Raw genomic sequence first — 22,928 nt, 5'->3', positions numbered from 1 at the left:
ATTTATATCCGATTTGTCCGAAACGTATATTTTTGGTCTATTCGGAGTAGATATGCAAGATACACTTTGCTAACATTAAAATGTGAATGATATTCAATGTCATTAATGTTGGTGAAGTGTATCTTTTTAATTTTTGTGTGGGAGATACAAGACATATGTTTAGTTATAAGTTTAGGAGGGCATAATGAACCGGTGGGGACATACAAAGCGTACCATAATCCTGTCTAGTGCAGTTGCCTTGTGGCTTAGCGCACCTCTAGTGGTTTGGGCAGATAATGCGACTGTCACTACAGATGTTGTTAATGTGAAAGGCACATGGGCAGAAGAAGAAGCAAAATTGAACTCACAGCAAGTGCAAATCATTACCAAGAAAGAGATTGAAAAGAAACAGGCGAAGTCCGTTGAAGATATTATTTTTACGCAAACAGGCGTATCTAGAACAGTTGATGCTATGGGGCGTGTGGGCGTGTCCATTCGCGGTGCAGAAGCGCGTCACACTCTTATCCTCGTAGATGGTCAACCAGTGCTAGGTGATTTTGATAAGTACTCTGGTGCGGCCGATGAAGTACAACGTTTGGGTACAGAGAACGTAGAGAGAATTGAAGTTATTCAAGGTGCGGCTAGTGCTAAATACGGATCCGATGCAGTAGGTGGTGTAGTTAATATCATCACTAAAAAAGCACAAAAGAAACCATCCGTACAATTTAATGCTGAAGGCCTGCGTCGCAAGAGCGATGGCGATGTGTTTCCGTTCCAAAACTTCTTCATTCGTGCCGATTCTGGTCAAATGGGCAAGTTAAAGGTTGGTTTATCAGGTAGTAAACGAGATCTTATGCCTGTTCTAGCATCTGTTAAACGTCGTGCCTCTGGGATGGCCTTTGATTATGCAAAACATAACTTCAAGCCAAATGTACTTCGTTACTATGGTGATGCGGCAGATATTGGTCTTGTAGCGACCTATGAGGCAAATGATAAAAATAAGGTGGAATTGCGACTTAATCGGTACACGGAAGATCTTGTACGCGATGTTAAGCACTCCGACTCTGACTTAGAGCCACAACAACACTTCAAACGTACGGCAGATCGTAATACAGCTAACCTGCAATGGTCCTCTAGAGCTGGAAAGAGTGACTGGACGGTAGAAACTAATTACTCTCGTATTAAAGAAAATGACGTAGCCCTCATTAACTATACAGGTCGTTCCGCTTATGAAGGCTCTAATGAGTTGCGTTATATTGATAACATCGATCATCGTCAATTAGATATTCGAGTCAATGCTAATACGCAAGTCAATAAAAATCATTTGCTAAGCTATGGTGTTAGCTATGCTCGTGAAGAAGGTTCTGGTAGTCGCTTAAAGAGTTCTCCTAATACAAGTACGATGTACATTGATCCATGGGATTACGATAAAAGCTTGTTAGTAGACCGCCTTGATCGTCTCGTGCGACGTAAAGGCGATAATAGTGTTAAAGTTTACTCTCACATCCATGACTATAAATTCATTAATTCCGGTGGCGGCATGCCGCAATGGGATATGGATTATGAATACTATGGGGCTGAAACAAAGGCACAAAAGCCGGGCATTACGTACGATGATTATGTGAATTATGGTTTATCGGAAAGCAGACTTAGTGAATGGTCAAGCACATCGCCGAATAATCAGCCCGTAACGGATGAATTTAAGAAGCGATATTATGCTTTAGAAAATCGGTTGAAATCGGAAAATCCTGAAATGGCGGCGCATCGTGCAAATATCGTAGGCGACTATTTTAAATATGGTGAGTCTAACGATCCAGAAATGCGTAAGAAAGCACCTAAGCTAAATGGTAAGGCTTTCTTGGAAGAGTACCGTAATCGCGACCAACGCTTGACTACTGGTAGTGGTACGATTCGTAAAATAAACGCTTATATTTCTGATACATGGCAAGTCAATAAGAATTTAACATTGTCTCCAATTGTGCGTTTTGATAATAGTAGCTTGTTTGGTTCTAACGTATCTGCATCCTTGGGTATGACATATAACGTTAATGGTAATACACATCGCAGATTTAAAGCCAATGTAGGTACTGGTTATACAGAACCTGGTATGGGCGAATTGTGGTATAACTGGGAAATGTATGCTTCTAACCCTGTAGGGATTGGGGTAGCAAAACTCGGTTGGTACTGGGCTGGCAATCCTAATTTGAAACCAGAAAAATCAGTCAATTTCGACATGAGCTTGGAAGGTGAAAATAAAAATACATATGCACGCGTAGGTGTATTCCATAACCGTATTAAGAACTATATGTCTGTATACTTCACTGGTGATTTTATGGACTTCGCACCATATCTCAAAGGTGATGCGAAATACCAACGTGCACCGGATATGATTTACAGCTTTAAAAATATTGGTAAAGCTGAAATTACAGGGTTGCAAGCGGAAGTACAACAAAAATTCGGCAAATATTGGTCTGGTAAATTAGGTTATACATATTTACACGCCATCAACAAAAGCGATCCATCCATGCCACGTCAATTATTGGATAAACCAATGCACAAAGTTGATATTGGCATTACTTATGATAACCCTAAATCCGGTTGGAATGGCTCCATCTGGGGTGATTACTATATCAATATGCTTGATAGTAATACTCTTAATAACGGTGGTAACTACTGGCCAGATATCTTGTCTGGTGATGCAGGCGTTTATAAGAAACAAATGTATGAAAAGAAAACATTTGGCATTTGGAATGTAATGATTCAAAAACGTTTCAATAAAAATGCCATGATGTATTTCGGTATCAACAATATCTTTAACCATCGCGATGATGATCGTGCTACACAAGAACGCGTATACCGCATGGGTGTTAACCTTAAATTTGGTGGTGGCGATAGTAGTAAAACTACGGCCATCGGCAAAACTAAGGATGGTTCAAAAGTTAATGCTACAGGGGCTAATGTAGCTAATGGTGAAGTGGTAAATTCTGAATCTGGTGTACAAAACGTAGCTGATATAGTTCGTTTAACTGACTTTATTCGTTCTGATTTTGATACTACTAAAGAACGTGGTATTACAATGGTTGGCGACTATAGAGCGCGTTGGATGGCACATGATGGTTCTAATAGACCGCAATCTCCATTTAGAGCAAATTCTGCCATCGGTTCTGCAAAAGCCAATATGTACGATGCTAATCGTCATAGTTTTGAACAACGCTTACGTCTTGGCTTTGATGCTCGACTCAATGAGTTCACAAATCTCAAGGTTATTGGCAGCATGAGTGGTATGAGTGGAGTAGATACAAGCTGGACAAAATCTGATTCCAAAGGTCTCAACCATCAACGACTCGATACAGTTGATCTTACAAGACGCGTTAAGAAATGGGATGTATCAGTGGGCCGCTTAACCGAGCCTATGGGCGCTAGTGGCTACTGGTTTGGTCAATCTTATGATGGCGTTCGTGCTGTTTGGAATGGCCATGATTCTCAAGTTCGTATTGGTGTTGGTACTTTCAAACATAGTACAGGTATCACTGATTCTGCATATACACATGCAGTGCATAAAGTTATCTTTAGACCACCAACAGCAGCTGAATTGATTGGTATCAATCGTGATGATTATCCATATGATATCTACAGTGCTACAAAATCTGGTTCGGATGGTGAAATAAAAGATTCTGATGCTCCGGCAGCACCAGATAGTCCTAATGGCATTTATGATTCTACTTATAAAGGCAAGACTAATAGCCTTTATTTCTATCAACAGCTTAAAGATTTGCAAGATGAATATGAAGCTTATAAGGCTACATTAAACCTAAATTGGAGTAATCCAAACCGCGATCAAGAAGTTGAAAAGGCTAATGCTAAGTTGGCAGAAATACAACAAAAACAAGCTCAAGTTATGAGTCGTTTACAAGATATTCTTACAAAAGCGTATCCTACAGAGATGGCTGAGAAGAAATTCTCCCTCGATATTCCATCTGGTGGATATACAATGTACGAAATTACTAATAAGAAAACAGGGGAAAAACTCTATAAGACTGGTGATCTTATGTATAATGTGAACTCTCCGTTATACCCTGAATATCTAAAAGATAAGGCTAAAGGACTTATCGTACCTACTGATAATAAAGAAGCTTTGGTGAATCCTAAGGGCTATGTTGATAAACATGGTAATGAGATTAATCAATCCATTTCAGAAATTGCTAAATATAATGCTACAGATAATTGGAAGAATTATAATAATGGTTCACTTGATGAGGTTTGGGTAAAACAAGCTGATGGTACATTTAAGAGATCTTATGATTACTATGGTCAACCATCTAGTGATTACGAATTTACTGGTTTCTTAGGGGCTAAGACTTATAAATATGATAGTGGTAAATACGTATTTAGCGATTATGATGCTAAAGAGGCCTTATATAAGAAGAACTTTACAATGTCCTATAACGATTATGGTGAAGGTGGTTCTTATTATGGTTGGGGCATGCCAAATGCTATGTATAACTATATGTATAATCTTGAAAATGTTGTACATGATGCAGAGTCTGAAAATAAATTACCACGCGAAGCAATCGGTAAGGTCATTGGCAACTTGATCAGAACAGAAGGTGTAGTTCTTGAAAAAGATACTGTACCAGCCATCGATAAGGCCGCATTTATTCAATACAAGAAACAAATTGGTGCTCGTCTTGGTTTACAAGCTTGGTACTTACGTTCCTTTGGCGGTAAAACACATACATATTTAAATGCTAATGGAAATAGTAATGATGAATACAGCTTCTCCAATGTAGCTCATGTATTTGGTATCGGTGCTAAGTATCAACTTGGTGCTAATGCGGCTGTTACGGTTGATTATGGTCAAAACCGTTCTAACCTAGGACGTTACCTCAATGGTAATACCGTATATCAACATGAACGTGGCACAGCAGACTTTACTCTAAAAGGTCACCAAATGGGCGGCACACCACACTTCTGGATGGCTCGTCTAGATATTGGGCGTGCTGATCTAGATGTTCCGAAATCTTGGAATGCGTTCATCGATTACAAATACTTTGAACATGGTTCCTTCTTCGGTGGCAATGGTACGGGCGCAGTACCTGATCGTTATTTAGATGGTGTTCGCAGCTTTACATTTGGTGCCGGCTATGTACCGCGCAAGGACTTGCTTCTTGAAGCATTCTATACATTTGATGCGAAGGGCACTAATAAACGAGATACTTTATATGGTAGTGAAAGCTTTAAGTTAGGCGATTATACACGAATTCAAGGGACCTATAGGTTCTAATGCTCAGTCTGTAAACAGGCAGAAAGGTTACAAATATGGAAAATTTAAATTATGTCATTCACTTATTTCATAGTGGTGGGTATGTAATGTATCCATTGTTACTCTTGTCTTTCATGGTTATCGCTATAGCTGCAGAACGTGCTTTCTTCTATCGTAAGTATGCAGGCAAAACATTTGTTGTAACTCATGCAGTAAATGAATTTGCAAAACTACAACGTTGGGATGAAATCGATAAAGTCATTAAAGAGAACCCTTCTATTGCAAGTCGTATTGCGGAAGCAGGTTTAAAAAATGATTCTAGCGAAGAAGCAATGAAGACAGCCTTTGCTGATCAAATGGGGGTTGATGCAGTTGGCTTCCGAAAATATATGGACTACTTAAGTGCAACAGTTACAATCTCTCCATTATTGGGATTGCTTGGTACGGTAACAGGTATGATAGGTTCTTTCAGTATCCTTGACTCCGGTGCCGGTGCATCTGCCATTACTGGTGGTGTAGGTGAGGCTCTTATCGCTACAGCATCTGGTTTATGTGTAGCCATAATGGCGTTTATCGTCTACACAATTTTTAGTCATCGTTTGGACTCCATTATTAACCAAATTGAAAATATGTGTGTAAATATAGTTACAGCTAAACGAGAAGGGTGGAAATAGTTATGAACTTGCAAAGCTTTCGTATGAAAACTAAGCCGGAATTCATGATTATTCCAATGATTGATATCATTTTCTTCTTGTTGGTATTCTTCATGATGAACAGCTTGCAAACAGTGGCTCAAAAAGCCTTGTCTGTACAATTACCACAGGCTACTAGTGCTTCTGCACCCGCTCAATTACCAGTGGTTTTAACATTAGATGCGGAGGGTCATATTACGATTGATAACAAGCCAATGAGCATTGACGATGCTGAGGCAATGGTAAAACAACGTATCCAAGAAAACCCTAATGCTAGTGTTATCTTACAAGCCGATAAACGAGCGGCTCATGGTCAAGTAGTAGCGATTATGGACATGTTAAAACAATCTGGCGTTAAACGCTTAGCTATTGCAGCTGAACAGAAAGGATAACTATGGGACTAGGCATATCATGGAAAAAAGCAGCCATTATATCCGCCGTAGTTCATCTTATTGCTCTCTTTATTGCTGTAATCTTTTTTGTAGTGGTTCCAGCCATTCAAGAAATGGATACCTATGAAATCGACCTCACACAAAGTGTACTCGATGATGGTGGCAGTGGACATGCTGGTGGTGGCGGAGGTAACAGAGCAGATCTGTTCCCAAAACCATTGTCAGCAGATGAAGTAGCGGCAAGAACAAAGGCTGTTGTAGCAAATGTTGAACCATCTACAGCAACAGATATTCCTGATGCAGTAGATGTGGCAGCTAAAGCAAGTGAAAATAAAGGCAATACATCCGGTGATAATTCCGCTGTTGGTGGCACAGGCCCTGGATCAGGTGGCGGTTCTGGTGGCGGTCATGGTACCGGTGAAGGTACTGGCGTTGGTGATGGTAGAGGCCATGGTACTGGTACAGGTGATGGTACCGGTGAAGGTGATGGCCACGGTACAGGTAAAGCCGCGTTCAATGTAGAGGGCTTTTATGCAGCCGTAGATAGCCAAAAACAAATTCCTTATGCGGCTATTAAACGTAAAATGAACGTAGATGTTACAATTAATGTAATGGCTAAATTAGATACTAATGGTAATTTAATAGACGTATATCCAACTAGTGGTGGGGATGAGATATTTGTAGAAGCGGCTCTTGATGCAGTGCGACGAGCGACTCCGTATCCAAACGAAACAGGGGATATACAACCAGTAGAAGTTCCTGTACACTTTGTAGTACAGGCCGATGGCGAAGATGAAGAAGAATAAATATATCTAAGTAATAAAGGAGATAAATATGAAATCTATTATTTTATATTCTTCCCTTACGGGAAATACTAAAAGTGTAGCGGAAGCAATGGCTTCCGTTATGCCTGAAGGTACACCTTGCGTTCCTGTAAAAGATGCACCTGAAAATTTAGCTGATTATGATACAGTATTCGTAGGTTTCTGGGTGGATCGAGGCACAGCGAATAAAGAAGCGGCAAAATTGATTGAAACTTTAAAGAATCCTAATGTGGTATTCTTTGCCACACTAGGGATGTATGCTGATTCTGATCATGCTCGTGAAAGTATCGAAAAAGCATCTGAATTATTGCCTAACAAAGAAACTCTTGTAGACGGCTTCGTATGCCAAGGTAAAATCGATCCTAAAGTAATCGAAATGATGTATAAAATGTTCCCACCTGGATCAGCACATGGGCAAAGCCCAGAACGCGATGCGTTACATAAAGCGGCGGAAACTCATCCAGATGAACAAGACTTTGCAAATGCAAAAGAATTTACAAAATCTGTACTTGCAAAGTTGCAAGCCTAATTTCTGAAAGGGGATTGGAGTATGAGTTTAGCAAGTTTCTTTGAGTCCATTCCGGAGAAACAACGCAATCTACAACTAGGTTTAGAATGCGATAATCCGATGAGTGGTGCATTTCCTCATAAACGTGTTGTGCATGCAGGTCTCAATGGTACGCTTGTTTCTCCAAAAGAAACACAAGCCGTTTGGGATTCGTTAATGAATGGCACTCCTAAAAAGGGCGAAATGCAATGCGCTTACATTCATATTCCGTTTTGTAAGACAAAATGCACATATTGTGGATTCTTCCAAAACGGTACGAGTCAAAGTGTTGAAGACCAATATATTGATGGTCTTATCAGTGAATTAAAGCTCGCTAGTGAGCGTTCGAGATTAAAAGATGGTTTGATCCATGCCGTATTTATCGGCGGTGGCACACCAACATCTTTATCACCTACAAATTCTGAAAGATTGCTTAAAGCGATTAAAGCGTACTTGCCATTGGCAAACGATTATGAGCTTACCTTAGAAGGGCGTATTCACGATTTGATCCCTGAAAATCTTGAAGTTTGGATGGCAAACGGCGTTAACCGTATGTCCATCGGCGTACAATCTTTTAACACAGAAGTGCGTCAAATGGTAGGCCGTTTAGATACGAAAGAAACCGTATTAGAACGACTAGCTGCTTTGAAAGCTTATGGTCAATGTTCTGTTGTTATTGACTTGATTTATGGTTTACCTGGTCAAACTATGGAGGTTTGGGAACAAGACTTAGCAGATTTGGTAAGCTCTGGCGTAGATGGTGCGGACTTATATCAATTAAATGTATTTGATGGTAGTGATCTCAATAAAGACATTACAAACGGCAAAGTTCCAGCTGCAGCCACAACAGCGATGCAAGGGGATATGTTTGAATTTGGTCGTAAATACCTTGATGAACGTTCCTATCGTCGATTGAGTGCCGCTCACTGGAGTGCTAATAACCGTGAACGTAGCTTGTATAACACTTTAGCTAAATCGGGCGTTCCAATGTTCCCATTTGGTAGTGGTGCAGGTGGTAACGTCGACGGTTATGGGATGATGTTACATCGTGCATTAAAACCATACGAAGATATGGTTACCCGCGGTGAAAAACCATTTATGGCCCTTATGAAACAAAGTGATTTACAACCTATCGTAAACCGAGTAGTAAGTCAATTAGAACAAGGATTCCTCAATATTATGAGCTTAGTAAAAATGGATTCCAGATTAGATGAATTGAACTGGCTCTATAAATTATGGGAAAAACGAGGTCTTGTTGCCTATAATGGATTGCTTTATAAATTGACTGATGCAGGTGAATTCTGGACTGTAAACCTTACGCAAAGTACATTAGAAGCTGTTGAATATATCATGACTGGTAAGAATTCCTTCGCTATAGAAGCAGTAGCAGCACAAGATACAAAAACAACTTCTAAAGAAAATCCTAACCAAGAGGTCCGTGGCATTGGCCAAGGTAAAGCCAATATCTCTGTACCAACTGACGAAGATTCCGAAGCACAACGTAAAGATGCTCTCATTGCTAAGGCTAAAGCTGAAATTGCTAAGAGCGGTGCTTCTGGCGAAGCAGCAGAACGAATGGTACAAGCTATGTACAATTTAAGTGCTGATGAGATTGAATATATGATGGAACGTATGATGTCTTAAACTGTTATGTTACACCTTAATTCTAACAACCTCTCCCAATAACCAACATATAATATACAAGACATATTACGTGACATATACGTGCTCTCTGTAGTACAAAGTAGCCCCAGACTGTAGTCTGGGGTTTACTTTTTATAGAGCGAAAGGTATTCTGTAGGTATAAGACTTAAATGACTTTAAAAAGCATAGCAATAGATGTATAGGAATAGATGTATAAGTCTATAAGGACAATAAAAATCTAATTGCTGTTAAAATCATAAAACAATAAGTGAGATAGTAAATCTATAAGATGTGAAGTGATATTGCTTGTATAGCTGATAAAAGGCTTAGGAGGTTAGTATGAGTACATGTCCTCAAAAAGAAATAGATATATTAGGTATTGGGGCTAGCACATTAGACCGCTTCATCGTTGTGGATCATTACCCAACGGGACGTGAGGTACAACAAGTTGTATCTTCTACCACCGATGGTGGAGGACCTGTAGCTACAGCATTAGCCGTTGCAGGTAAATATGGTGCACGTACGGCCATGATTGACAGTATCGGTGACGATATGGTGGGGCGTCATATTTTAGATGATTTTAAAAAATATAATGTTAATACTGATGCTATTCACATTGAAAAGGGGGAAAAGAGTGGCGTTGCTACAATCCTAGTAAAGCATAGCACTGGCGAGCGTGCCGTATTTTTTGAACGCTCTACTGCGCCAGAGCCAGTATTTTTAGATACTCATAAGCAATTAATTAAAGAAGTTTTCATTTTACATGTTAACGGACGGCATCGACAATTCATGTGTTCTGCCATGGCGTTAGCACAAGAGGCAGGTAATATTATCTCCCTCGATGGAGGTGCACAGCGCTACGATGAAGAAATGAAATCTATTACAGAGTCAAGTCATATTGCTATTGTTGCTCGTGATTATGCTGAAAAATATACGGGCACTACTAATTTAGAAGAAGCCTGCCATATCATTCATGACCGTGGTGCTCTTATTGCGGGGGTTACGGATGGCGCTAATGGTAGTTATTTCGTATGGCCTGATGGAACTTTCTATCGTTGTCAGGCATTCCCTCAAGAATATGTAGTTGATACAACGGGGGCCGGAGATAGTTTTCATGGTGCATTTCTTTCAAAGCTTGTTACATTATTGAGAGAGTTAGCCCCAGTAGAAGGGTTAAAGACCTCTACATATGCTATAGATTTATTACAACATTGTGGACATTCTGATTTAGAAAAAGCTGCTATTTTTGCGTCCGCTGTAGCAGCTTTAAATACGCAAGGGATTGGTGGTCGTAGCGCTTTACCAAGTTTACAAGTTGTAAATAAGTTAATGGGATTGGAGTAAATCAGTATGTGGCACGATATTTCCCATTCTCATGTACAACGGTACATGCAACAAAATCCCTATCGGTTATTAGCGTTTAGCTTTCTAGGCGTCATGATTATAGGTACAATATTGCTTATGTTACCGATGGCGAGTGCTCAGGGGCAAACGACGGCTCTTGTAGATGCCGCTTTTACCGCCGTATCTTGTGTTTCGGTAACAGGGCTGACCACTGTAGATACTTATTATCATTGGTCTTTATTTGGTAAGATTGTAATGGTTATCCTTATTCAGTTAGGTGGGTTAGGAATTGTATCTTTCACGACCATAATTGCTTTGCTTCTAGGTAAACGAGTAGGCCTTAAAAATCGTGTGCTTTTGTCCGAGGACGTCGGACAGGATGGTATGACTGGTTTATTACATATTACGAAAAAGTTAACGCTGTATACCTTTGCTATTGAAATTGTGGGAGGCATAATCTATACGATTCAGCTATATCCCTATATTGGACAGGCTGCATTGTATACCGGTATCATGCAAGCTATTTCCACCTTTTGTAATGCTGGATTTGTATTTTTTGATAATGATCTACCTTATGCTATGGTGGGGGACATATTATTTAATATCAATACAGCTGTGCTAATTGTGATTGGGGGGTTTGGTTATTTAGCGGCCTTTGACATATGGTCACACCGTAAGGTGCGACGATTTGTTGACTTAAAACTTCACACTAAGATTATGTTAGTAGGCACAATGACTCTTATTCTACTAGGGACCGTCATTTTCTTAGGAGTGGAATGGTCAAATCCAAAAACCTTTGGGTCATTACCGATTTGGAATAAAATAATGGCCTCTTTATTTCAAGCGATTACGCCGCGTACAGCGGGGATTGCAACGGTTGACTATAATGCATTACATCCAATTACCTTGTTTGTTACTATTATTCTCATGTTTATTGGTGCTGGCCCAAACTCTACCGGTGGAGGCGTTAAAATTAGCACCGTAGCAGTAACCATACTTGCATCGCGTACCTTGTTTAATAACCGTCCAGATACGGAGATTTTTGAACGTCGTATTTCATTAGTAACCGTGCTTAAAGCCAACGGGATTATATTTTTATCGCTCCTTCTTATTTTAATAGCCACATGTTATCTGGCCTGGGATGAGCCTTATGATTTTATCCGATTGTTATTTGAGGTTACGTCTGCCTTTGGGACTGTAGGCCTTACGACGGGAATTACGCCTGATTTATCTGAAAGCAGTAAATGGGTGCTGATGCTTGTTATGTTTACCGGTCGTGTCGGTGTTATGACCGTTATTGGTACATGGGCTCTTAGGACATCACCAACGAAGCCAATTGGGTATGCAGAAGAGAATGTATTGTTGTAATTGAGTAGAATGGTTAGCCTATCAGGAGATATAGCATGAAATATAAAACAATAGCTGTCATTGGTCTTGGACAATTTGGTACGACCATCGCCAAGATGTTAGCCTCTATGAATCATGAGGTTTTGGGTGTAGATATTAATCCAGAAATTGTACAAAAGGTTTCCCCCTATGTCACACATGCTATCGTAGCAGATACTACTGATGAAGAAGCCATTAAAGCCTTAGCTTTGAGCCAATTTGATATAGTTATTGTTGCTATTGGGGATAATATCCAGGCAAATCTTATGACTTCTATGTTATTGAAAGAAATGAAAATGCCTCATGTGGTTTCGAAAGCTGAAAATGCACTCCAAGGTAAGATGCTCAAGAAGATGGGGGTAGATATAGTTATCTATCCAGAATACGATGTGGCACAACGGTTAGCTCAATCGTTGACACGAGAACATGTAATGGATTACTTACAGCTATCTAAAAGCATTAGCCTTATTGAAGTTGATATGCCAAAATTTTTGGTAGGCACTTGCTTAAAAGATTCTAATCTGCGTGAGAAATATAATCTTAATGCTGTAGGGATTAGACGTGGGGAGGATTTAGAAGTCCCTCCTAATCCGTTTACGATTCTTTCAGCAGAGGAAAAACTATTAATCATAGGAAATAATTCTGATTTAGATGCATTAACAGTGTAGTAAGTATACGAAAGAGATATAAATATATCGAAAAAATATGATATAATAAGATAGAATTCAGTATAGGCCATACGTATTCGTATGGCCTTTTAATATAGAAATGAAGGTTATTATGACAGAGGAACAATATATAACGGCGCTGACCAATAACCCACATGGGATTCGAAATATTCCAAATCCTACAGAAGCTATGCAACTTACATGTGTGGGACAAAACGGCATGCTGTTACAATATATTAAAGAACCTACTCAAAAGGTTATTGAAACGGCGCTTTCACAAGCACCACGAGCTATACAATTCGTTGAAAATCCTACAGAAGAATTGTTAAAAGCCTTAGTGGAAAAAGATTGGGCGGTTTTAGAATACATCAGTGATCCGTCTGATACACTAATTCAAAGTGCGTTAGCTCAATCAGGTTGGGCTATTCGCTATATTGCGAACCCATCTGAAGAATTGCAATTAGAAGCAGTAAAGGCGAATTATGATGCCTTACAATATATCAAGGCCCCAAGCGAAGCTGTGCAGTTACAAGCCGTGCAAGAGAGTTACTTAGCCTTGCGCTACATTGATGAGCCTAGCGTAGCTGTACTAGAAGCAGCAGTAAAGCAAGATCCACAGGCAATGCGTCAGATTACAAACCTTACTAAGGATTTGGCCTTGCATCTATTTAAGGTAAGTGCGGCTATCGTCGGTTATATACCTAATACATTGGGCATTACGGTAGACGAAATCAAAGATATAATTCTAGATGCCATTTCTAGCGATACCGTTGATGAAGACTATGTACGCGAGTTAATCAACAATAAAGCTATCGGTGGACGTCAATCCAAATGGCCTATTGATATATTGTCACTTATTGATAGGTATGGTACTAGAACTGTTAAGAAAATTGCAGTAGGCGAATATTTGAGATATTAGAACGGAGATACAATGAACTTTATAGATACAATGGCAAGCGTTGAGTTAGTGCTTGCTGCTAATCAAGTGCCCTTGCTCGTCGGTGAGACGGGTATAGGCAAAACCTCTCTCGCAGTGCGCGTTGCAGAGGTACATAATTGGGAATTAGTAACTATCGACGGAAACCTTTTAAAAGAAGGTGAAATTGGTGGCTTGCCTACAGTAGAAACGGTGACTCATACGGATGGTCATGGCAATACACGGGATGTGAAAACTACAGTATACGCTGTGCATCATACATTGGAACATGTGGCACAAGCCGTAGATAAAGGGCGCCAAGTATTGTTGTTTATCGACGAAATTAACCGCGCAGAACATGCAGTTCAACAAGAGTTGATGAACCTTATTCTAAACCGTGAAATTAATGGCTTTTCTTTAAGTGATCAAGTGCGCATCATCGCCGCTATGAACCCTGAGGATTCCTTTGATTACCAAACCATCGATATGGATCCGGCACAACAAAACCGTTTTGTATGGCTTTATATGAATGCTGATTATATGCAATGGATTGACTGGGCTATTGGTGCTGGTATTGAAGAAAAGGTTATTGAATTTATTTCTTCCTATCCAGAATATTTAAATCAACGTCACGAAGACGATATCGATGCCACACCTCGTTCCTTTGAACGCGTGTCCGGTCTATATACCATTTATAAAAAGCAAGAGGGCACAAGCTATAGTCGTGACGTATTTATGAATGTTATCCGCGGTAACGTAGGTAAACTCATTGCGGAGGCTTTTGTAAACTTTATCGAGTCTGACCAAGAACCTCTTATTACCTTTGATGATGTATTAGCAGCGGTTCAAAAACCAGGTGCTATTATGTCTATGGCTGAGCAGGTTAAAGGTGAAAGCCCAACTCGCCTTTATGTAGCAGCAAAAAATATGTTGCATCGTTTAAATCGCAATAGCAATGCGCAGGAAGTACATCATTTTGTGGAGTTTTTAACCTTGTATCCAGGGGATTTGCGCGTAGCGGTTATGAAAGATCTTCGTAACACGTATGAGCGCGTTTACGCTTATGCTATTGAAGATGACCTTTTTGTAGATACTTTCTTTGACGCGCAAAAATAATTTTATGTGCGTAGTTAACCAAATCGAAGCTATCTATATAGATAATCAACTGTAGTAAATTATTAGTTATGAGGTTAATTGATATATAGTATGTGACATATATTAAATTTGTTTTCTAAAGAAAAGGGGGTGTAAATATGCAACGAAACTTAGATAAGGATGATATACGTGATGCGTCGGATTTACTGACTCATATCGATGGCTGGGAAAAAACGGGTTCTTATGATGCGGAGGCTATCGAGGCTCTTGATCGATGGCATGCGAAACGAGAGCGCATACATCGCGAAGCAGAGGCTTTGTATACGCAAATATACGCATCCTATGAGGCCTATGTAGATAGCTATGAAGAACAACATCATAGCATGGCGCCTGAACGTATAGCGGCTGATCTTATGAACCATAATATGTCGGATAGCCATATAGGTACTATCGGTCGTGCTCTTGAAGACGTACAAGTGGAGGGGACAGACCTTTCCGTTATGCAGCAAGCGATAATGACACCTGCCTATGAGCAACGGTTGTGGAACATATTACATGATGTAAACAGTCTGCTTCTTGAAGAGGACCAATTCTTTGGTTACTTTTACTTACAAATGACTCATCGCATTCGCTTTGATATGGCCAGTGCTTTTGGTATTAATCTTAAACAGGGCGGATATGTATTATATGTAAATCCCTTTATCTTGTTACGCCAATCACCTGATGTGATGAAGGATGGTATTAAGCGTGAAGTTCTTCATATCATTTCTGCTCATTTGATGCGGGTAAAAGCACTGAGCCAAGGCTTTCACAAAACAGCAGTCCATATGGCTATGGACATGGTCGTAAACGATTACCTTGAACATGTAGACCGTGATGCAGTAACGGTAGCCAATGTAAATGCGCGCTTTGGTTTGTTATTAAAGCGTTTCCGTACCATTGAATACTATGCGAAGGCTATTGATAATGTTATGAAAGAAAAACCAGACCTCTTTGTGCCTATCGATAACGCAGATACGGCGATTGCTATGAAGTTTGACCCTCAAACTAGCCATGATATTTGGGATGAATCTGATTCTATTGATACAGACACGATGGACCAAATCACAGAGCGCTATATCAATGAAGCCTCAAAGGGTGATATGGAAGGCTATGTGAAAAGTCTTATCGATACATTCCAAAAAACGCGACGCGCTTTGCCGTGGTATTTTTATCTCAAAAAGCTAATGGGCAAGGTAGCGAGTGGATACAAAAAAACGACGATGCGTCGTAATCGTCGTCAACCTGAGCGCTTGGAGTTGTCAGGTACATTGCGCCAACATAAGGCAAATGTATGGGTTGCTCTCGATATGAGTGGTAGTATAACTGATGTGGAGTTTACGAATGCCTTAGAGCAAGTGTTACAAATCGTGCATGCCTATAACCATCGCATTACCGTTGTAGAATGTGATAATGAGGTGCGCCGCACCTATACGATGGAATCTGTAAAAGATGTGAAGCCGCGCCTTGATGTGCGTGGTGCTACAGCCTTTACCCCTGTATTCTCTCTGGCTAATCAAAACCGTGTAGATTTACTTGTATACTTTACAGATGGCAAAGGGGAAGAGCGACTCCGAGAGGCGCCAAGGGGATATAAGGTGCTGTGGGTGTTGACCGGTGAGAATCCACAATTATCTTTGCATAACCCATACGGCATGGTTCGTGAACTCGGCTATGTAGGTGTTGATGAAACTCAAGATATTGATGAGTTTGTACGTATGGCTAACCGTGGGGGATTTTCTATGGCAAATCAAGAGATTTAGTCTATTAGAATGCAATTTTTTATGGGTTTGATTTTGAACCAAGACGATATACAAAAATGACGCAATCCTTTGGATTGCGTCATTTTTAGGTCTGTAGATTTTGTATTAGCTATTAAGCTCAATAGAGGAACCTGGATCGATAATGAGTGCTGTTTGGTTATACTTGCCCTCTACTAGGCTTGTAAATACACCTGGTTCGCGGTCGATAACGGGCCATGTTTTGTAGTGAATTGGAATGGAAATACGTGCTTTTACATAAGAAGCAGCAAGAGCTGCATCTTCAACCCCCATTGTGTAATTATCACCGATAGGAAGAAGGGCGTAATCAATTTCACCAAAACGATTTAATAATTTCATATCGCTAAAGAGTGCTGTATCACCAGCGAAGTATAGGATATCTCCGTAGAAATCTACGATACAACCTGCAGCGTGACCGCCAGGGATACCAGAGCCGTGAAAGGCAGGAACCATTCGAACAGAACCGAATTCAAAGTCGAACTTGCCACCTAAATGCATGGCGTGTGTACGACAACCGGCAGCTGCCGCTTTACCCGCCACCTCAGCAGTGGAGATAACGAGTGCATCATTTGCTTTGGCAATAAAATCTGTGTCTCCATAGTGATCATCATGACCATGACTGACAAAGATATATTGGCATTTGATGTCTTCTTTTTTAGCGATATCCCATGTATTACCGGTCAAGAATGGGTCGAAAATCATGGATACATCGCCACGTGTGAGCATAAAGCAAGCGTGACCAAAATAAGTTAGTTTTGTTTTCATAGGAACACTTCCTTCCTTGTACATACAATTCTTAATTCTATTGTATAATATAATAAATGAAAATAAAACTATTGGTGATAATTTATACATAATTAGTAAGGATGTATTATGGATTTAACACATTTTGATCAAGATGGAAATGCTTGGATGGTAGATGTATCAGATAAGGATATTACAACTCGTACTGCCATGGCAGAAGGCTTTATTGCTATTAATGATGCTATTTACGAGCGTATTGCGTCGGGAACTATAAAAAAAGGGGATGTTCTTAGTGTGGCTCAATTAGCAGCTATTATGGGTGCGAAACAGACGAGTAATCTCATTCCCCTTTGTCATCCATTGGCATTAACTAAGGTTGAGGTGCATTGTACTCTTGTTGATGGTGAAAGTCCTGCCTGTACGGATGCTACCCATAATCGTGTTGTTAAGGTTCAGGCTACCGTAAAAACGACAGGAAAGACAGGTGTTGAAATGGAAGCACTTACAGCGGTTCAAGTAGGACTTTTAACAGTCTACGATATGTGTAAAGCTATTGATAAGGGGATGATTATAGGTCCTACATATCTTGTAGAAAAAGAAGGTGGGAAAAGTGGACATTTTGTCCGTTCCTTTGTAGAATAATATAGATATAAAGAATAGGGGATTGAAAATGGAAATAGTACTTTATGAGCCTGAAATTCCAGGTAATACAGGAAATATAGCGCGTTTATGCGCCGCCAATCATATGACCTTACATCTGATCAAACCCCTTGGCTTTTCTATTGATGACAAGCATGTAAAACGTGCTGGCCTTGATTACTGGCACTTGGTAGATGTACAGGTACATGAAAATATTCAAGAATTATATGAGAAATATCCTAATCGTAGATATTTCTATGCCACTACCAAAGCAAAGCATACTCATTCCGAGGTGAAATATGAAATTGGTGATATGCTCGTTTTTGGCCCTGAAACAAGAGGATTGCCTGAAAGTTTATTAGATGGTAAAGAGGATACATGCATTCGTATACCCATGGTAGATGAAGCACGCTCTCTGAACCTTTCTAATGCGGTGGCAATCATAGCTTATGAAGGTATGCGTCAACTTGATTATCCAGACCTTAAGGCTGAAGGCAATTGGATTCAATCAAAATAAATAGACTTTTACAATTGAGGAATATATTATACTTATGTGTTAGGAGACCTACCAAATCTATATGACCGGTAGCGATTTTAACGGTGTTGTTTGGAGGAGGATATTATGAACTACGATAAAGCTCATGATTTAGCTCACGCAATGCGTGAATCCGAAGAGTACAAAGAATTAATGGCTGCTCAGGAAGCAGTGAAGGCAGATGCAGTAGCAACGGGTTTGGTTCGCACATTTATGGCACAACAAATGCAATGGGAATATGCTAAGTTGTCTGGGGCTCCAGAAGCGGACGAGTTGCAAAAGAAACAAGAGGAATTGATGCCTCAAATTCAGGAAAATGCTGCAGCGGCTGCTTATTTGCAAGCGCAAATGCGTTGGAGCCAGATTTCTAATGATATTTACAAAATCATTAGCGAACCAATCACTGAGGGGATGAAAGTGTTAGATCATGGCGAACAACAACCACAACATTAAGGTATTACAAACAGCTTTACTAGAAAAATTACCAAGTACACGTGTACGAGAGCAGGAGCTTCTTTGTCATCATACGACATTCAAAATTGGAGGACCTGCGGACTTATTTATTGAGCCTACTACGATGGCAGAACTTAGTTTTACACTTCGTATCATTCACGAATTAGATGTGCCTGTAACTATTATTGGTTGTGGCTCTAATATTTTGGTGAAAGACGGGGGTATTCGTGGTGCTGTCGTATCAGTTCGACATATGACCCAAATCATGGATTGTAACGAAAACACATTGTGCATTGGTTCTGGGTATATGTTAAAAGATGCTTCTGAATTTGCTTGGGAGAATAGTTTATCTGGTCTTGAATTTGCCATTGGTATTCCAGGCACACTTGGTGGTGCCGTATTTATGAATGCAGGTGCTTATGACGGTGAAATGAGCCACGTAGTTACTGCAGTGAGAGCCGTAGATTTCCAAGGTAATATCAAAGAATATGATGCATCTCACTTGGACTTTGCTTATCGTCATAGTGTATTCCACGATAATCATGAAGTTATTGGGGAAGTTATTATGACACTCAAACCAGGTGATAAGGATACCATTAAGGCTCGCATGGATGAGTTGACCGAAAAGCGCGAATCTAAACAGCCTTTAGAGTATGCTAGTGCAGGTTCAACCTTTAAACGCCCACCAGGGTACTTTGCAGGTACATTGATTGAACAAACAGGCCTAAAGGGGTTGTGTGTAGGTGATGCGCAAGTGTCCCACAAACATGCAGGCTTTGTCATCAATACAGGTAGTGCTAGTGCAAAGGACGTACTTGATTTGATTGCAGAAGTACAGCGTCGTGTGTACGATAGACATGGCGTACACCTTGAGCCCGAAGTACGTATGATTGGTGAAGATTAACTAAATAGATATATAAAAGTTCAATTTTCTGTAGAAAATTGAACTTTTTTATAGCTTTAATAAAGTATTCATATTAAAATAATTATAAAGTAGTATGGGAGATAAATAATATTTTTCAATAAAAGGATTGCAAAACATGGCTGAAATGATAGCATTAAATAAAGTTTTTACAAAAAAAAATATACTTAAAGCCATGAATGATGATTCTAAATTAAAATCTTATGCTGAATCATTAGAATTGAGTCATTATGATGTTTTTGAATGTCTATATAAAGAGTTAGTTAGAAACTATCGTAGTGAATACGTATATAAGAATACATTATTTAATAAATTATTGTTAGGTAAGCATAATTTAAATACAACATCGGCACTTGTGGAGTTACCTATAGACAAATCAATTGCAGATTTTGTGCTTTTGAATGGTAAAGCTACTGTATATGAAATTAAGACCGAATTAGACTCATTAGAACGTTTAAAAACTCAATTAAATAACTATTATAAAGCATTTGATTTAGTGAATGTTGTGATATCAGAGCAACATTTAAAGTCTGTAATGGACATTCTTAAATCTAGTCCGGTTGGAATTATTGTGTTGACATCACAGATGACATTATCTACAAAAAAAGAGGCAATACGTTATACCAAGACTTTGGATAAAAATGTATGGTTTTCTATGTTGCGTAAATATGAATTTGAAGAAATTTTAATGTCATATTATGGCTTTTTGCCTAAAACGAATGATTTTGAATATTATAATGCATGCAAAGAATTGTTTTTTAAAATAGATAGGGATTTGTTATACAAAAATTTTTCACTATGTTTGAAAAATAGAAATTTTAAAAAATATTCTAATGAACAAATTGAAATATTACCAAAGTCTTTGCGATCTTTAATTTATTTTTCTAAATTTAGTAAGTCTGATTATTCTAAGTTAATTTCTTTTCTTAATTATTGAAGGAGGTTCATATGTATTTACCTATTTTTCGAGGGCGACAATATGAATTACTTGCGTTGGAAGAAGAAGTTCAAAACAATTTGTTTTCTGATTCGTTAGAGACAGAAAAACAAATTATACCGATTGTGGAACCAATTAATTTAACTACTCGTTTAAATAGAACTATAAATACATTTATTGAAAGGAATAGTTATATAGGAATAATTTTTAACCCTAAAAGAGAACTAACAGAAGTTACACATGAAGATATAGCGGCCTTTTTAAGTACAATAGAGGGAAGTAGTGATTATGTACTACCTGTTATATATATTGATAATAATTGTAATGATGTTTTGTCAACTATAGTTAATGTTGGATATTCTGTAAATAGATGTATTTCTCTTTGCTTAGAACAGTCTCAGATATCTCAAGCTTTGGAATTTCATAATAATACAGATTCTTTTTTATATACATTAGTTGGTGAGAGCCGTGATTTTACTCGTATGCTAAAGGAAGATGCTGGTCCGTTAGTTTTGTGCAATGATAGATTTAATAAGCTTCAAAGAAACTCTGATTATGCATACAATGATAATGAGTTCTTCTCTTCTGATCATCTATATTATGGTCAAGATCATTTTGCTGGGTATTCAGACTACTCAATAGTAGGTAATGATCTTATGGTGGGGGGATTTGCTCCTAGAGCGGTAGCAATTCACATTGTATATATAAATTCCAGTTCTCAAGATTTGTATATTAGGCACTTTGTTTCAGACTCTAATTCTGATATAACAAATCCCGCAGGAAAATTTAGTGAAGCATTAGACAAGTTAATCAATTGGATCAATTCTGAGGGAATGGATTCACCTGCATTACGTCAATTTAGACAATTAAAGTCGGAAGGTAGATATCCTGGATTAGGAACTATAAAAAAATTATCAATTCAACAACATTTAGAGGTCGTATATCAATATTTTCAATCACAACAAGGGTGATAAATATGAAAATTTGTGAAAATTGTTTTAATGATGAGGAATTGAAAGCTGTCTTAAGAAAATCTAATAATAATGAAGTTCTTGATTGTTGTCCTAACTGTGGTAATCATTCCGTATTATATGATACCGAAGATACTACAACTATAAAGTTTATAAAAGAACTTTTTGAAGCTTTTTTGGATAGCTATAAGGTACATGATGCAGGAGCATTGTTAATTGATGAATTACAATCTGTATGGAAAGTATTTAATTCTCAGTTAGATGAAAATACAATAATGTCATTGATGAAATCTATTTGTAGAGATTATTTCAATAATCATCGGGATTTATTAACTAAAAAAATAGTATTAATAAAAAAACTAGACTCTGAATATGTTAAACAGCATAGTATTTTAAAAAATATTAGTTGGACTGATTTTAGAAAACAACTAAAGGAAGAAAATCGTTATCATCCTAGTAATATAAATATAGATGTATTAAAATCTCTGTTTTCATATATTGAAAGTGACTATCAACCTAACAGTTTGCCTTTATATAGAGCAAGAAAAAGTCGTGAGGGTGAAACAATAGAAAAAAGGAATATGGGAGCACCTAAGCCAGGAAAAAGTGGTGAGGGAAGAATAAATGCTAAAGGTGTCGCATGCTTATATTTAGCAACTGATGAGCCAACATGCATTAAAGAGATTCGTGCTGGTGTATTTGATATAGTCTGTATAGGTAAATTTCAAGTAAATAGTCCAATTAAATTAGTTAATTTATCCAAGATTAATAAGATTAGTCCTTTTAAAGTTCCATATGGTAATAATGCTGCCTTTGATATTGCGGAGATTGATATTAATAGAAAGTTTTTAGAGGAGCTCAATGATAATATAAGAACGCCACAGGCAAGTAGTGACGATCCATTAGACTACATAGGGACACAGTATATTTCAGATTATATAAAAAGTATAACAGATGATGATAATCAAAAAATCTATGATGGTATTGAGTTTGCTAGTACGCATAGTCAAACTGAAAGAAATATTGTCTTGTTCGAAACCTCTTTAGATACCTGTAAATGTGAATGTGTTAATGTTGTAAAATACTATATTAGCTCAGTTGAGTATCAGTGTGAATTACGTGTATAAGAATCTTCTATAACTGTTTTGACTTTTTTC

General features: G+C 38.5%; 20 protein-coding genes. 19 read left to right on the top strand and 1 reads right to left on the bottom strand.

Going from position 1 to position 22,928, the window contains the following annotated elements:
- Positions 1 to 184: 184 nt before the first annotated feature.
- The 12 genes from E7K77_RS03785 (at position 185) to E7K77_RS03730 (ending at position 16,552) form a co-directional block, all read left to right on the top strand.
- Positions 185 to 5,263: a TonB-dependent receptor domain-containing protein gene (locus E7K77_RS03785; protein ID WP_325306470.1), complete on the top strand. Its 5,079-nt coding sequence runs from the start codon at positions 185 to 187 to the stop codon at positions 5,261 to 5,263.
- A gap of 35 nt (positions 5,264 to 5,298) precedes the next feature.
- Positions 5,299 to 5,916: a MotA/TolQ/ExbB proton channel family protein gene (locus E7K77_RS03780; protein WP_004696674.1), complete on the top strand. Its 618-nt coding sequence runs from the start codon at positions 5,299 to 5,301 to the stop codon at positions 5,914 to 5,916.
- 2 nt (positions 5,917 to 5,918) lie between these two features.
- On the top strand, positions 5,919 to 6,326 hold the full coding sequence (locus tag E7K77_RS03775) for an ExbD/TolR family protein (protein ID WP_004698605.1): 408 nt from the start codon (positions 5,919 to 5,921) through the stop codon (positions 6,324 to 6,326).
- A 2-nt stretch (positions 6,327 to 6,328) separates the two neighbouring features.
- Positions 6,329 to 7,132: an energy transducer TonB gene (locus E7K77_RS03770; RefSeq protein WP_004696671.1), complete on the top strand. Its 804-nt coding sequence runs from the start codon at positions 6,329 to 6,331 to the stop codon at positions 7,130 to 7,132.
- A 28-nt stretch (positions 7,133 to 7,160) separates the two neighbouring features.
- Positions 7,161 to 7,679, top strand: a complete 519-nt coding sequence (locus E7K77_RS03765) for a flavodoxin family protein (RefSeq protein WP_004698523.1) — start codon at positions 7,161 to 7,163, stop codon at positions 7,677 to 7,679.
- A gap of 21 nt (positions 7,680 to 7,700) precedes the next feature.
- Positions 7,701 to 9,341 carry a heme anaerobic degradation radical SAM methyltransferase ChuW/HutW gene (gene hutW / locus E7K77_RS03760; RefSeq protein ID WP_038150578.1) on the top strand — a complete coding sequence of 547 codons (1,641 nt, stop codon included), beginning with the start codon at positions 7,701 to 7,703 and terminating at the stop codon, positions 9,339 to 9,341.
- 339 nt (positions 9,342 to 9,680) lie between these two features.
- Complete coding sequence (locus E7K77_RS03755) at positions 9,681 to 10,685, top strand: carbohydrate kinase family protein (RefSeq protein WP_278606795.1); 1,005 nt, start codon at positions 9,681 to 9,683, stop codon at positions 10,683 to 10,685.
- A 6-nt stretch (positions 10,686 to 10,691) separates the two neighbouring features.
- A complete protein-coding gene (locus E7K77_RS03750) occupies positions 10,692 to 12,053 on the top strand; it encodes a TrkH family potassium uptake protein (protein WP_278606794.1) in 1,362 nt (453 codons plus the stop codon).
- Positions 12,054 to 12,088: 35 nt separating this feature from the next.
- Entirely contained in the window at positions 12,089 to 12,739 is a 651-nt protein-coding gene (locus tag E7K77_RS03745) for a potassium channel family protein (protein ID WP_195394608.1), read from the top strand.
- Between the two features lie 112 nt (positions 12,740 to 12,851).
- A complete protein-coding gene (locus tag E7K77_RS03740) occupies positions 12,852 to 13,658 on the top strand; it encodes a hypothetical protein (RefSeq protein ID WP_195394609.1) in 807 nt (268 codons plus the stop codon).
- A gap of 12 nt (positions 13,659 to 13,670) precedes the next feature.
- On the top strand, positions 13,671 to 14,771 hold the full coding sequence (locus E7K77_RS03735; RefSeq protein WP_325306469.1) for an AAA family ATPase: 1,101 nt from the start codon (positions 13,671 to 13,673) through the stop codon (positions 14,769 to 14,771).
- 137 nt (positions 14,772 to 14,908) lie between these two features.
- Positions 14,909 to 16,552 carry a vWA domain-containing protein gene (locus E7K77_RS03730; protein ID WP_325306468.1) on the top strand — a complete coding sequence of 548 codons (1,644 nt, stop codon included), beginning with the start codon at positions 14,909 to 14,911 and terminating at the stop codon, positions 16,550 to 16,552.
- Between the two features lie 105 nt (positions 16,553 to 16,657).
- Here the strand turns inward: E7K77_RS03730 and E7K77_RS03725 are convergent, their stop codons facing one another.
- A complete protein-coding gene (locus E7K77_RS03725; RefSeq protein WP_004696654.1) occupies positions 16,658 to 17,335 on the bottom strand; it encodes a metal-dependent hydrolase in 678 nt (225 codons plus the stop codon).
- Positions 17,336 to 17,443: 108 nt separating this feature from the next.
- On the opposite strand from E7K77_RS03725, the gene moaC reads away from it, so the two are divergent.
- The 7 genes from moaC (at position 17,444) to E7K77_RS03690 (ending at position 22,898) form a co-directional block, all read left to right on the top strand.
- Positions 17,444 to 17,956 carry a cyclic pyranopterin monophosphate synthase MoaC gene (gene moaC, locus E7K77_RS03720; protein ID WP_278472741.1) on the top strand — a complete coding sequence of 171 codons (513 nt, stop codon included), beginning with the start codon at positions 17,444 to 17,446 and terminating at the stop codon, positions 17,954 to 17,956.
- A 28-nt stretch (positions 17,957 to 17,984) separates the two neighbouring features.
- The gene (gene trmL, locus E7K77_RS03715) at positions 17,985 to 18,470 is read left to right on the top strand and encodes a tRNA (uridine(34)/cytosine(34)/5-carboxymethylaminomethyluridine(34)-2'-O)-methyltransferase TrmL (RefSeq protein WP_155086004.1); all 486 of its coding nucleotides are present in this window, start codon (positions 17,985 to 17,987) and stop codon (positions 18,468 to 18,470) included.
- Between the two features lie 105 nt (positions 18,471 to 18,575).
- Positions 18,576 to 18,941 carry a YlbF family regulator gene (locus E7K77_RS03710; protein ID WP_004696650.1) on the top strand — a complete coding sequence of 122 codons (366 nt, stop codon included), beginning with the start codon at positions 18,576 to 18,578 and terminating at the stop codon, positions 18,939 to 18,941.
- Positions 18,916 to 19,845, top strand: a complete 930-nt coding sequence (gene murB, locus E7K77_RS03705; RefSeq protein WP_278472739.1) for a UDP-N-acetylmuramate dehydrogenase — start codon at positions 18,916 to 18,918, stop codon at positions 19,843 to 19,845. The genes E7K77_RS03710 and murB overlap by 26 nt, the downstream gene beginning before the upstream one ends.
- A gap of 136 nt (positions 19,846 to 19,981) precedes the next feature.
- Complete coding sequence (locus E7K77_RS03700; RefSeq protein ID WP_278472737.1) at positions 19,982 to 20,800, top strand: sce7726 family protein; 819 nt, start codon at positions 19,982 to 19,984, stop codon at positions 20,798 to 20,800.
- 11 nt (positions 20,801 to 20,811) lie between these two features.
- Positions 20,812 to 21,771 carry a sce7725 family protein gene (locus E7K77_RS03695; RefSeq protein ID WP_021148414.1) on the top strand — a complete coding sequence of 320 codons (960 nt, stop codon included), beginning with the start codon at positions 20,812 to 20,814 and terminating at the stop codon, positions 21,769 to 21,771.
- Between the two features lie 5 nt (positions 21,772 to 21,776).
- Positions 21,777 to 22,898, top strand: a complete 1,122-nt coding sequence (locus tag E7K77_RS03690; protein WP_119562683.1) for an RES family NAD+ phosphorylase — start codon at positions 21,777 to 21,779, stop codon at positions 22,896 to 22,898.
- The last annotated feature ends 30 nt before the right edge of the window (positions 22,899 to 22,928 follow it).

The organism is Veillonella parvula (genome assembly GCF_032577575.1).
In the GTDB taxonomy this organism is placed as follows: Bacteria; Bacillota; Negativicutes; order Veillonellales; family Veillonellaceae; genus Veillonella.
The sequence above is the reverse complement of the archived record's forward strand: the minus strand, read 5'-3'. Positions and strand labels throughout refer to the sequence as shown.

Bases quoted from the DNA above. Each gene is read 5' to 3' on its own strand.
- E7K77_RS03785 (WP_325306470.1), top strand. From the start codon at position 185: ATGAACCGGTGGGGACATACAAAGCGTACCATAATCCTGTCTAGTGCA.
- E7K77_RS03780 (WP_004696674.1), top strand. From the start codon at position 5,299: ATGGAAAATTTAAATTATGTCATTCACTTATTTCATAGTGGTGGGTAT.
- E7K77_RS03775 (WP_004698605.1), top strand. From the start codon at position 5,919: ATGAACTTGCAAAGCTTTCGTATGAAAACTAAGCCGGAATTCATGATT.
- E7K77_RS03770 (WP_004696671.1), top strand. From the start codon at position 6,329: ATGGGACTAGGCATATCATGGAAAAAAGCAGCCATTATATCCGCCGTA.
- E7K77_RS03765 (WP_004698523.1), top strand. From the start codon at position 7,161: ATGAAATCTATTATTTTATATTCTTCCCTTACGGGAAATACTAAAAGT.
- hutW (WP_038150578.1), top strand. From the start codon at position 7,701: ATGAGTTTAGCAAGTTTCTTTGAGTCCATTCCGGAGAAACAACGCAAT.
- E7K77_RS03755 (WP_278606795.1), top strand. From the start codon at position 9,681: ATGAGTACATGTCCTCAAAAAGAAATAGATATATTAGGTATTGGGGCT.
- E7K77_RS03750 (WP_278606794.1), top strand. From the start codon at position 10,692: ATGTGGCACGATATTTCCCATTCTCATGTACAACGGTACATGCAACAA.
- E7K77_RS03745 (WP_195394608.1), top strand. From the start codon at position 12,089: ATGAAATATAAAACAATAGCTGTCATTGGTCTTGGACAATTTGGTACG.
- E7K77_RS03740 (WP_195394609.1), top strand. From the start codon at position 12,852: ATGACAGAGGAACAATATATAACGGCGCTGACCAATAACCCACATGGG.
- E7K77_RS03735 (WP_325306469.1), top strand. From the start codon at position 13,671: ATGAACTTTATAGATACAATGGCAAGCGTTGAGTTAGTGCTTGCTGCT.
- E7K77_RS03730 (WP_325306468.1), top strand. From the start codon at position 14,909: ATGCAACGAAACTTAGATAAGGATGATATACGTGATGCGTCGGATTTA.
- E7K77_RS03725 (WP_004696654.1), bottom strand. From the start codon at position 17,335: ATGAAAACAAAACTAACTTATTTTGGTCACGCTTGCTTTATGCTCACA.
- moaC (WP_278472741.1), top strand. From the start codon at position 17,444: ATGGATTTAACACATTTTGATCAAGATGGAAATGCTTGGATGGTAGAT.
- trmL (WP_155086004.1), top strand. From the start codon at position 17,985: ATGGAAATAGTACTTTATGAGCCTGAAATTCCAGGTAATACAGGAAAT.
- E7K77_RS03710 (WP_004696650.1), top strand. From the start codon at position 18,576: ATGAACTACGATAAAGCTCATGATTTAGCTCACGCAATGCGTGAATCC.
- murB (WP_278472739.1), top strand. From the start codon at position 18,916: ATGGCGAACAACAACCACAACATTAAGGTATTACAAACAGCTTTACTA.
- E7K77_RS03700 (WP_278472737.1), top strand. From the start codon at position 19,982: ATGGCTGAAATGATAGCATTAAATAAAGTTTTTACAAAAAAAAATATA.
- E7K77_RS03695 (WP_021148414.1), top strand. From the start codon at position 20,812: ATGTATTTACCTATTTTTCGAGGGCGACAATATGAATTACTTGCGTTG.
- E7K77_RS03690 (WP_119562683.1), top strand. From the start codon at position 21,777: ATGAAAATTTGTGAAAATTGTTTTAATGATGAGGAATTGAAAGCTGTC.